Raw genomic sequence first — 7,146 nt, 5'->3', positions numbered from 1 at the left:
GGAAATCTGGCGCATCGTGGCGGCCAGCGGGGCTTCGGCATCGCGGCTGCGGTTGTGCACCGCCACGTCATGGCCCGCCCGCAGCAGCGACGCGGCCATGCCCCGGCCCATGATGCCCAGGCCGATGAATCCTACGGGGGTGGCAGTCGCCATGACAGGGTTCCTTCTCAAACAGTTGGGGGAAAAATCACTTCGCGGCCTTGCGGATCTCGGCCAGCGAGTTGCCGATGAGGGTGTAGCTTTCATCGATTTCTTGCTGGAAAGCCGGGCCGTCGGCGTAATCGGTGGACAGGCCGCTGCGCTGCGTATAGGTTTTCCACGACGGGCTGTCCAGGGCCTGGTGGAATACGCGGTTCAAGTACTGGTACGCGGGCTGGGGCAAGCCGGCCGGCGCCAGCAGGCCCTTCATGTTGTCCAGGGCCACCGGGTAGCCCAGTTCGCTCATGGTGGGAATGTCGGGCATGGACTCGACCCGCGTTTTCGAGAACACCGCAATGGGCCGGATGCGGCCGGCATCGATCAGGCCGCGCACTTCCTCGGGCGCGCCAAATGCCATGTCGACCTCGCCGGCCGCCAGCGCGGTCAACGAAGCGGCCGCGCCCTTGTAGGGCACGTGCAGGAAGCGCAGCCCGCTATTGGCCTCGAAGGCCAGCATGGTCGAATGGAACAGGCTGCCGTCGCCGGTGGAGCCGTAGCTCAGCGCTTCCGGCTTGCCGCGCGCGGCCTCGATCAGGGCTTTCATGTCGGGATAAGGCGATTTCACATTCACGGCCAGCACCGACGGCAGGCGCGCCACCTTCAGCACCGGCGTGAAATCCTGGCGCGGGTCGTACGAAATTTTCTTGTGATTGCCCACCGACGTGGTTTCGCTGCCGCCGCCCACGAACAGCTTGTAGCCGTCGGGTTCGGCCCCGGCGACTTCCTGCGCCGCCAGCACCCCGGCCACGCCCGGCTTGTTGATCACCACCACCGGCACGGGCACTGTGTCTTTCACGGCTTCGGACAATTGGCGGGCAATCTGGTCGGCCGAGCCCCCGGGCGCGAAACCCACCAGAATCTCGATGGGACGTGTCGGGGTCCAGTCCTGCCCGATGGCGGGCCCGGCAAATGCGGCGGCCAGCGCGGTGCAGGCCAGCCATTTCAAGGCTGTGCTCATGAATAGTCTCCTCCGCGTGCGGCGCGCCGCGGTTGTCATGGTGTTGTTATAGGCCCAGGCACTCTAGCAACAACGATACACAGAAGAAAGTGATAAATTTCCCTCGACTTTCATCGATTTTTCGAATCAACCCAGAAGCCCGCGCGCGCATCGCCCACGGGCCACTCCAGGCCACCCGCATGACATTCAAGCAGCTCGAAGCCTTCTATGCCGCCGCCATGTCGTCCAGCTTCGCGGCCGCGGCGGCGCACATCCATGTGTCGCAGTCTTCGCTTTCCAAGCGCATTACCGAACTGGAAGCCGACCTGGGCAAAACGTTATTCGACCGCAGCGGCCACCGGTCGGTGCTGACGCGCGAAGGCGAAATACTGCTGCCGCTGGCGCGCGACATGCTCAGCGCCGCCAGCCGGGCCCGCGCCGCCGTGGGCACCGACGACGGCCTGCAGGGGGTGTGCCGCTTCGGCATGGGCGAACTGGCCGCCATGAGCTGGCTGCCCAAGTTCGTGGCGCGCTGCCGCCGCGACTACCCCGACCTGCGCCTGGAGCCGCACGTGGACGTGGGCCAGAACCTGGAACGCCGCGTCGAGGCCGGCGAGCTGGATTTCGCCGTGGTGGCGGGCTGGTCGTCGCGGCCGTCGATCGCGTCGCACACCATCGCCGAGGTGCGCTATTGCTGGGCCGGCGCGGCCGCGCAGCTGGACGGCCTGGCGGTGCTGACACCCGCCAGCCTGCAGGACATGACCGTCATCACCATGCCGCCCGGCGCCGGCTCGACCCGCATTTACGAAGCCTGGCTGCAGGAAAACAACCTGAGCGTGTCGCGCCAGCTCATCTGCAACAACATGGGCGCCATCGCCGGCATGGTGGCCGCGGGCGTGGGCGTGGGGTTCTTTCCCGAAGGCTGGATGCGCACGCTGTACGACAAGCACGCCATCCGCGCCATCGACAGCCAGCCGCCGCTGCGGCGGCTGCATTATTCCTTCCAGTGCCGGCGCGACGATATCCGGCCCCTGGTGGCCGCCATGCGCCAGCGCGTAATGAGCGAAGTGGATTTCGCCGCCCCCCACCCGCTTTGGTAGGCGCTACATCAGGCTGGGCAGCATGTCGAAATCCACTGCCTGCGCGGCCAGTTCGCGCAGTTGCTGCACCATGGGGCGCGAGTCGTCGCGCCGCCATTGGAACGTATAGGGCAGCGGCCGCAGCAGCGGAAACTGCGCCAGCGCCACCAGGTCGCCGCGCCGCACCAGCGCGGCCGCCCAGGCGCGCGGCAGGAACCCTATGCCCAGGCCTTCCTTCAGCATGCCGGTAACCGCGCCCATGTTCTCGCAGGTAAGGCGCCGCCCCGGCGTGGCGCGATGTTCGGCCAGCCATTCGTCCAGGATGCGCACCGTGCCCGCGCTATTGGGCAGGGTGATCAGCGTGTGTTCGCCCACGTCCTGCGCGCGCGAGGGCGTATCGCCGGGAAACAGCGCGGGCGCGGCCACCCAGACGAACTGCGCCTGCCCGATACTGTGCGAGGCAATGGCGGTGCGGGTGGACGGCCCGGCGATGATCGCGAAGTCCAGTTCGCCGTCTTCCAGCTGGGTTTCCAGCACCTGCCCCAGGTTGGCATGCGGTTCAACCGACAGGTTGGGATGGGCGCGCTGGATCAGCGCGATCAGGCGCGGCATCCAGGTCAGCGAAGTGAGTTCGCCCACCCCGAAGCGGCAGCGCCCCGACAGGGCCCGCGCATCATTGGCGCGGCGCATGAAATGTTCCGCGCTGCGCAGCACGTCGCGCGCATGCGTCAGCAGCCGGTCGCCCAGCGGGGTCAGCACGGCGCTGCGATTGGCGCGGTTGAACAGGTCGGCGCCGATGGCGGCCTCGAGCTCGCCGATGCGCTTGGATAGCGACGACACCGAGATATTCAGCCGGCTGGCGGCCACCGCGAAATTCTTGCAGGTGGCCGCCCAGTAGAAGGCTTCCAGCTGTTTTAATGTCATGTGAATAAAAGCGAACAAATATCGCCAAATAAAGTCGCTTTATTCTAACTATGAAGGCCGATATAGTCCGCCAATTCCGCCCGGCGCACCCGGGTATTGCCGTTGGAACCGCCCATATGTCCCTGTCCGCCGAACTGAACCCCCTGGACGACCCGCCCGCCACGCCCTATGTGGCGCCGCGGCGGCTGCGCCGCTTCCTGTCGCTGCACGACTTCGAGGCCGCGGCGCGGCGGCACCTGCCGCGCCCCATTTTCGAGTACGTGGCGGGCTCGGTCGAAGACCGCCAGGCCGAACACGACAACCGGCATGCGTTTTCCCGCTATGGCTTCCGCACCCGCGTGCTGGTGAACGTGTCCGAACGCCGGCAGGATATCGAACTGTTCGGCCGGCGCTACCGCTCGCCGGTAGGCATTGCCCCCATGGGCATCTCGGCCCTGACCGCCTACCGCGGCGATATCGTGCTGGCCCGGGCGGCGCGGCAAGCCAATGCCCCCTGCATCATGAGCGGGTCGTCGCTGATCCGCCTGGAAGAAGTGATGGACGCCGCCCCCGGCACCTGGTTCCAGGCCTACCTGCCCGGCGACGATTCGCAGATCGGCGCCCTGATCGACCGCGTGGCCGCCGCCGGCGTAGAAACCCTGGTGCTGACCGTGGACACGCCCGTGCCCGCCAACCGCGAGAACAATGTGCGTGCCGGCTTCAGCACCCCGCTCAAGCCCAGCCTGGGCCTGGCCTACCAGGGCATCACGCATCCGCGCTGGCTGCTGGGCACGTTCCTGCGCACCTTGGCCAGGCATGGCATGCCGCATTTCGAGAACAACTACGCCACGCGCGGCGCCCCCATCCTGTCGAAGAACGTGCTGCGCGACTTCTCCGACCGCGGCCACCTGAACTGGACCCACGTGGCCCAGATCCGCCGCCGCTGGCAAGGACCCATGATCGTCAAGGGCATCCTGGGGGCCGACGACGCCCGCCGCGCGCGCGAGCTGGGCATGGACGGCATCATCGTGTCCAACCACGGCGGCCGGCAGTTGGACGGCGCCGTCTCGCCGCTGCGCGTGCTGCCCGAAATACTGGACCAGTCCGGCGGCATGACGGTCATGCTGGACAGCGGCGTGCGCCGCGGCACCGATGCCATGAAGGCCCTGGCCCTGGGCGCGCAGGCCGTGTTCGTGGGCCGGCCCTTCAACTATGCGGCCTCGGTGGCCGGCGAGGCCGGCGCGCGCCACGCGCTGCAGCTGATGTATGACGAGATCGCCCGCAACATGGGCATGCTGGGCATTACCCGCCTGGCCGAACTGGACAAATCGTTCCTGGTCGCGCTGGACTGACAAGCAGGCGCGCATCCCCCATTCCCACTGAAAGGAGCAGACCCATGAACTACAAGCAGACCGCCGACTTCGAGCGCGTATCCCCCGAACTAGTTGAACGCGCGCGCCGCTATCCGGCGGCCATTCTGTGCGACGTGGCCGGCCGCCGCGGCACCGTGCATGCCCGCATCCGCGCCGTGAATCCGCAGGCGAAGCTGTGCGGCCCGGCCTACACCGTAGAAGTGCGCCCCGGCGACAACTTGATGTTCCACGTGGCGCTGGCCGTGGCGCAGCCCGGCGATGTGCTGGTGGTTGACGGCAAGGCCGACGCCACCTGCGCGCTGTTCGGCGAACTGATGGCGGCGCAAGGCAAGGCCGCCGGCCTGGGCGGCTTCGTGGTGGACGCCGCCTCGCGCGACACCGCCATCCTGGCGGCCGACGACTTCCCGGTGTTCTCGGCCGGCACCAACCCCTGCGGCCCCACCAAAGGCCTGCCGGGCCGCCTGGGCGCGCCGGCATCGGTGGGCGGCGTGGCCGTCAACCCGGGCGACCTGGTGGTGGGCGATATCGATGGCGTGGTGGTCATCCCGCGCCAGGACGTGGCCGCCGTGCTGGACGCCGCCGACGCGAAAATCGCCGCCGAGGCGCAGCGGCTGGAGGAAATCGAACGCGGCGAACTGGTATCGCCGTGGCTGAACGACGCCCTGGCGCAGGCGGGGTTGCCGCGTCTTTGATGCGAAGTGCCGGGAGCGCGTTACGGTGTCTGACACGCAAGGTGTCAGACACCCGTCGCACTACCTTGAAAAAGGACACGTTGCGCAGTATGGGCGGGTGTCTGGCTCCGAAGGTGCCTGACACCGATATGTGCCGCGGCAGTCTCTGCAAGACGGTGTCCGCGAAAACTCTCCATGGCTATCCGGAAAATACCGCTTACGCAGGCATGGCCGGCGGCTCGCTTGCCGCGGACGCGGTGACCCCGCGCAGGTCCGCCAGAAAGCGGTTCTTCCAGGCCGCCAGATCGTGCGTGCGCAAGCCCTGCAGCAACTGTTGATAGCGCTCGATGCGTTCGGCCAGCGGCATGTGCAGGGCGCGCGACAAGGTGCGCGCCATGCCTTCGCTGTCGTAGGGGTTGACGATCAGCGCGCCGTCTTCCATTTCGCAAGCCGCGCCCGCGAACTGCGACAGCACCAGCACCCCCGGGTCTTCCGGCGCCTGCGCCGCCATGTACTCCTTGGCCACCAGGTTCATGCCATCGCGCAGCGGCGTCACCAGGCCCACCTGCGCGGCGCGCAGCAAGGGCATCAGGGTGGCGCGCTCGTAGGCCCGGTTGATATAGCGCAGTGGCGTCCAGCCCAGTTCCCCCCATTTGCCATTGATGCGGCCGGCGGCGCGGTCGAGTTCGCGCCGTATTTCGCGGTAGCCATGCACATCGGAACGCGATGGCGGCGCAAGCTGCACGAACGACACCCGGCCCCGGTGCGCGGGCTCGATTTCCAGCAATTGCTCGAACGCGGCAAAGCGTTCCAGCAGCCCCTTGCTGTAGTCCAGGCGGTCCACGCTGATCACCAGTTTCAAATCCACCGCCCCCGCCTTCAAGGCCGCCACCTGGCGCGAACGCCTGGCCTGTGCCATGCGGGCCACGTCGTCCACGTCGATGCCGATGGGATAGGTGCCTACCCGAACGCGGCGCTCGCCCGTGCGCAGTCCGCCCGCCTCGCGGTCGGCGCCGGCAAACTGCACGCAGCAATCGCTGAACGCGCGCGCATCGGCGGCGGTCTGGAAACCCGCCACGTCATAAGCGCACATGGCCTGCGCCAGCGCCTGGTACGGCGGAATGGTCTTGAACACCTCGGCGTTGGGAAACGGAATGTGCAGGAAAAACCCGATATGGTTGCGCACGCCCATTTCCCGCAAATAGCCGCCCAGCGCCAGCAAGTGGTAGTCGTGCACCCAAATCACGTCATCCGGGCGCAACAGCGGCGCCAGCCGCTGCGCGAAGTGCCGGTTCACCTGCAAATACCCTTCATAATCGCCGCGCCGGTACCGGCCCAGGTCCGGCCGGTAATGAAACACCGGCCACAGTACCGCATTGGAAAACCCCCGGTAGAACCGGTCATATTCTTGCTGCGCCAGCGGGAAGGTGGCATACGTGATGTTGTCTTGCGTAGTAGTGGAAAGCGGTGTGTCCGCGTGGCCCGCCACCGTCTCGCCGTTCCACCCCAGCCAGATGCCGCCCGAATCCCGCAAGGCATCGTAGACACCCACCGCCAGGCCTCCGGGCGACTTGGCGCCCGTGGGCATGGCGACACGGTTTGAAATAACGATCAATCGGCTCATGACTACTCCCTCGATATTGTTGTCGTGGCGTGCCGCTCGGCATGGCTGGCCAGCCGATGCAGCCAGCGCGCCAGGGCCTGCGGGCTGTCCAGCCTCCACCCGGCAGCGCTTGGCCCCGGGCCGATCTTGATGCCCTGCCCGCCCAGCTCGCGCGCGGCGATGAAGGCAGCCTCGTCGGTCAGGTCGTCGCCTATCATCAGCGGCCAGCGGCCCGCGAACGGCGCCGTCTTCATCAGCGCCCGCAGCGCGGCGCCTTTGTCCACCCCACGCGGGCGCAGTTCGAACACCATCTTGCCCGGCTGCACGTCGAAATCGTCCGGGTGCCGGGCGGCCGCCTCGCGCACCGCCGCCTCGACGCTGC

General features: G+C 67.5%; 8 protein-coding genes. 3 read left to right on the top strand and 5 right to left on the bottom strand.

Features of this window, described 5'->3' with window-relative positions; translation table 11 throughout:
- On the bottom strand, positions 1–153 hold a 153-nt coding region (locus tag LPZ50_RS25340; protein WP_268903492.1), incomplete at its 3' end, for an NAD(P)-binding domain-containing protein.
- 34 nt (positions 154–187) lie between these two features.
- Positions 188–1,156, bottom strand: a complete 969-nt coding sequence (locus LPZ50_RS19410; protein ID WP_230663906.1) for a Bug family tripartite tricarboxylate transporter substrate binding protein — start codon at positions 1,154–1,156, stop codon at positions 188–190.
- 179 nt (positions 1,157–1,335) lie between these two features.
- Between LPZ50_RS19410 and LPZ50_RS19405 the strand changes: the two genes are divergently transcribed.
- The gene (locus LPZ50_RS19405) at positions 1,336–2,235 is read left to right on the top strand and encodes a LysR family transcriptional regulator (RefSeq protein ID WP_230663903.1); all 900 of its coding nucleotides are present in this window, start codon (positions 1,336–1,338) and stop codon (positions 2,233–2,235) included.
- Between the two features lie 3 nt (positions 2,236–2,238).
- Here LPZ50_RS19405 and LPZ50_RS19400 read toward each other — a convergent pair whose 3' ends face one another.
- A complete protein-coding gene (locus LPZ50_RS19400; protein WP_230663900.1) occupies positions 2,239–3,138 on the bottom strand; it encodes a LysR family transcriptional regulator in 900 nt (299 codons plus the stop codon).
- A 116-nt stretch (positions 3,139–3,254) separates the two neighbouring features.
- Here LPZ50_RS19400 and LPZ50_RS19395 point away from each other — a divergent pair, with 116 nt between their 5' ends.
- Positions 3,255–4,469, top strand: a complete 1,215-nt coding sequence (locus LPZ50_RS19395; RefSeq protein WP_230663897.1) for an alpha-hydroxy acid oxidase — start codon at positions 3,255–3,257, stop codon at positions 4,467–4,469.
- A 44-nt stretch (positions 4,470–4,513) separates the two neighbouring features.
- The gene (locus LPZ50_RS19390; RefSeq protein WP_230663894.1) at positions 4,514–5,182 is read left to right on the top strand and encodes an RraA family protein; all 669 of its coding nucleotides are present in this window, start codon (positions 4,514–4,516) and stop codon (positions 5,180–5,182) included.
- Positions 5,183–5,378: 196 nt separating this feature from the next.
- Here LPZ50_RS19390 and otsA read toward each other — a convergent pair whose 3' ends face one another.
- Entirely contained in the window at positions 5,379–6,785 is a 1,407-nt protein-coding gene (otsA, locus tag LPZ50_RS19385) for an alpha,alpha-trehalose-phosphate synthase (UDP-forming) (protein WP_230663892.1), read from the bottom strand.
- Between the two features lie 2 nt (positions 6,786–6,787).
- On the bottom strand, positions 6,788–7,146 hold a 359-nt coding region (gene otsB, locus LPZ50_RS19380; RefSeq protein WP_230663890.1), incomplete at its 5' end, for a trehalose-phosphatase.

The organism is Bordetella petrii, assembly GCF_020991325.1.
GTDB lineage: Bacteria > Pseudomonadota > Gammaproteobacteria > Burkholderiales > Burkholderiaceae_B > Bordetella_A > Bordetella_A petrii_E.
This window is presented reverse-complemented; position numbering and strand designations above follow the sequence as displayed.

Excerpts from the sequence above, each read along its gene's own strand:
- LPZ50_RS19405 (WP_230663903.1), top strand. The coding sequence starts at position 1,336 with ATGACATTCAAGCAGCTCGAAGCCTTCTATGCCGCCGCCATGTCGTCC.
- LPZ50_RS19390 (WP_230663894.1), top strand. The coding sequence starts at position 4,514 with ATGAACTACAAGCAGACCGCCGACTTCGAGCGCGTATCCCCCGAACTA.
- otsA (WP_230663892.1), bottom strand. The coding sequence starts at position 6,785 with ATGAGCCGATTGATCGTTATTTCAAACCGTGTCGCCATGCCCACGGGC.
- LPZ50_RS19410 (WP_230663906.1), bottom strand. The coding sequence starts at position 1,156 with ATGAGCACAGCCTTGAAATGGCTGGCCTGCACCGCGCTGGCCGCCGCA.
- LPZ50_RS19400 (WP_230663900.1), bottom strand. The coding sequence starts at position 3,138 with ATGACATTAAAACAGCTGGAAGCCTTCTACTGGGCGGCCACCTGCAAG.
- LPZ50_RS19395 (WP_230663897.1), top strand. The coding sequence starts at position 3,255 with ATGTCCCTGTCCGCCGAACTGAACCCCCTGGACGACCCGCCCGCCACG.